Source organism: Microseira sp. BLCC-F43 (genome assembly GCF_041929235.1).
Classification (GTDB): Bacteria; Cyanobacteriota; Cyanobacteriia; order Cyanobacteriales; family Aerosakkonemataceae; genus Microseira.
Genome location: NZ_JBHFNP010000068.1, coordinates 1 through 2,546 on the forward strand (window position 1 = coordinate 1; position 2,546 = coordinate 2,546).

A 2,546-nucleotide genomic window follows, 5' to 3' on the forward strand; every position below is an offset into this window, starting at 1 on the left:
TCGCTTCTTTGGTGAGGACTGTACCAGGATGTACCGCACATTTCAGATAAAAGTTACCCGAAAAGTATCGACAGTTCTTACAGGGAACTTGATTTGAAGGTTTTATTTTAAAACCCAAAGGTTTTGGTAGATCTACTCTAAAGTATAAGTTAGTTATCATTGGCGATAGGGAGTTTCACAGTATAGAGCTGGCGCTGTGGGTTGCACCGTCAAAGTCTTAGCTTTGTACTTCGCCAAAAAAGCCCCTCGACTTTTCGAGAAAAAAAACAGCCGTTTCAACCTTTAAATAACATCCCTATTCACCCCGGCATTCATCAGAAAACACGGGAAGCGGGTTCCTCAGACACTTTAGTGCCCAGAGGGAAGCGACACGAGCGGTTTTAACTTTGTGGTATTTCAGTATCTATCGGTGGTGCAAAGCTTCAATATAGCGCTTGATCGCCTCGCTACTAACGTTTCCCGCAGTACTGACAAAATAGCTGTTAGTCCAAAGGGACGGCAGCTTTTTTAATTCGGGGAATTCTTTGCGTAAATAGTAACTAGAGCGTCCTTTAAACGCCTTAACAACTAGGTGAGGGGTACGACAGGTTTAACGCTCACTCACAAGTGAACGTGGTCGGGAGCAACCTCTCAAGCGAGGATATCCCAACCCTTCTCTATCGCTAAGTCGAGGAAAATTTGTCTCTTGCCTTGTTGCTATATCCCCAACTAAAACCTTTTTACGTCGCTGGGGAATCCATACCTAGTGATAATTAACCAAAAATTTAACGTGATTATGAGTTTGGTAGTCTTTTTGCAGCAGCATAGTCTTGTCGATTTGTCACCACTGATTAACACCGCTTACATAGTATAAGTAAATCAACTATTACCGCAGGCCAGATCGATGGCTAAAGCTAAAAATATTATGGGGGTGCAGCAAGTTTTACTACGCCCCGACGCCGAAACTCAAGCGTTGCTAGACTACCTCTGTCAACAATCAGGCAAGCTCTACAACAACGGGGTTTAGTTTGCTAGACAACCGTAGCGAGAGTTAGACTTTGGCAAAAACCTAAGTCTTCTCTGTCCGCAGAATCTGATCGGGTGTCTTCCATGAGAGTGTCAAATTCATGCATCAGGACTGGTATTGCTCCAGCAAGCACTTGAAATACAGGAGCCATCATAACCAGGAATAGCGAAGCGCAACGCCCAGAGTAGGAGTCAGAAAAGTGGTAAAATGCATACGCGACAGCAAGCTGAGTCGCAAACACTAGATAGTGAACCAGTTCCACCACTGACAGCATCAGAGACCCAGCATAGCGGGTGTGCTCATTTGGTTGCGGGTATTGCCACACCCTTGGATAAATAGTCTTGCTGTCACCATCGTTGCCGCCTAGTTCAGCTTTTGGCAATGCTGTCCATAATTATTTTGTTTGGAGGAATAGGCTAAAACTGATATAAGACCTCACCTTTCAGAAAGGAAAATAGTCATGGCTGGCGAAGTCTACCGGCAAAGTGGAAACTTTGGCATTGGTCCCATCAGCGGCGGCAAGATGGGGGCGGGTGCAAACGTCGCACTTTGTCATCAACGAAGTGGAGAAACGGAATCCAGCTAATATTTGGGGGTTTGAATTTCATGTGGGAGAGCGATTGCTCGCTGGGGGCTGGGTGCAGGACTCCACAAGAGTGCCACTTCGTTGCAGCGAAGCTACCTTTACCCCATACAGGCTTAAATTGTCACCAACGATTCATTTATGATAAAACTCCTATTGTAGCCTTTTGCTAACTATGATTAAAATCCCCGGTTATTCTATTACTACTCAGATCCACTCTGGTATCAGAACCCTGGTTTATCGCGCTGTTTCTGAAACAAACCAAAAACCTGTGGTGCTCAAACTACTTAAGTCTGAGTATCCGACCTTTAATGAACTGGTGCAGTTTCGCAATCAATATACCATTGCTAAAAATCTTGATTTACCAGGAGTGGTCAAACATTTAAGTCTGGAAAACCACGGAAATGGTTTTGCTCTGGTGATGGAAGACAATGGCTGTATTTCCCTGTTTGAAGAAATGAACCAATCGGGGAATGGGGAGGGCATGGGAAAATGTTCTGATTCCCTCAAGGAATTTTTCCAGATCGCGATTCAAATTATCCAAATTATAGAAGGACTATATTCATACCGAGTTATTCACAAAGATATCAAGCCCCAGAATATTCTGATTAACCCCCAAACTAAGCAGGTCAATCTAATTGACTTTAGCATTTCCTCCCTCTTACCTAGAGAAACCCAGGAGATTACTAACCCTAACGTTTTGGAAGGAACGCTAGCTTATATGTCCCCGGAACAAACCGGACGGATGAATCGGGGTATCGACTACCGCACCGATTTTTACTCGTTGGGTGTTACCTTTTACGAATTACTGACAGGGCAACTTCCCTTTGTATCTAACGATGCGATGGAGTTAGTCCACTGTCACATTGCCCGCAAACCGACTCCCCCACGCGAGGTTGTACCAGCGATTCCCCAAGTGGTTTCCGACATCGTAATGAAATTGATGGCAAAAACCGC

At 44.7% G+C, this 2,546-nt stretch carries 3 protein-coding genes and 1 pseudogene; 3 read left to right on the plus strand and 1 reads right to left on the minus strand.

Going from position 1 to position 2,546, the window contains the following annotated elements:
* Positions 1–403: 403 nt before the first annotated feature.
* A pseudogene (gene tnpA, locus ACE1CM_RS11475) lies at positions 404–736 on the minus strand (IS200/IS605 family transposase).
* Positions 737–883: 147 nt separating this feature from the next.
* Between tnpA and ACE1CM_RS11480 the strand changes: the two are divergent.
* The 3 genes from ACE1CM_RS11480 to ACE1CM_RS11490 all read left to right on the plus strand — a co-directional run.
* Positions 884–1,006 (plus strand): hypothetical protein, encoded by a 123-nt coding sequence (locus ACE1CM_RS11480; protein ID WP_374877597.1) that lies wholly within the window; start codon positions 884–886, stop codon positions 1,004–1,006.
* Between the two features lie 460 nt (positions 1,007–1,466).
* Positions 1,467–1,592: a hypothetical protein gene (locus ACE1CM_RS11485; protein ID WP_374877599.1), complete on the plus strand. Its 126-nt coding sequence runs from the start codon at positions 1,467–1,469 to the stop codon at positions 1,590–1,592.
* Between the two features lie 172 nt (positions 1,593–1,764).
* Positions 1,765–2,546, plus strand: a 782-nt coding sequence (locus ACE1CM_RS11490) for a serine/threonine protein kinase (RefSeq protein ID WP_374877601.1), incomplete at its 3' end; no start/stop codon positions are given.

Coding starts and splice junctions, on each gene's coding strand:
- ACE1CM_RS11480 (WP_374877597.1), top strand. CDS start 884: ATGGCTAAAGCTAAAAATATTATGGGGGTGCAGCAAGTTTTACTACGC.
- ACE1CM_RS11485 (WP_374877599.1), top strand. CDS start 1,467: ATGGCTGGCGAAGTCTACCGGCAAAGTGGAAACTTTGGCATTGGTCCC.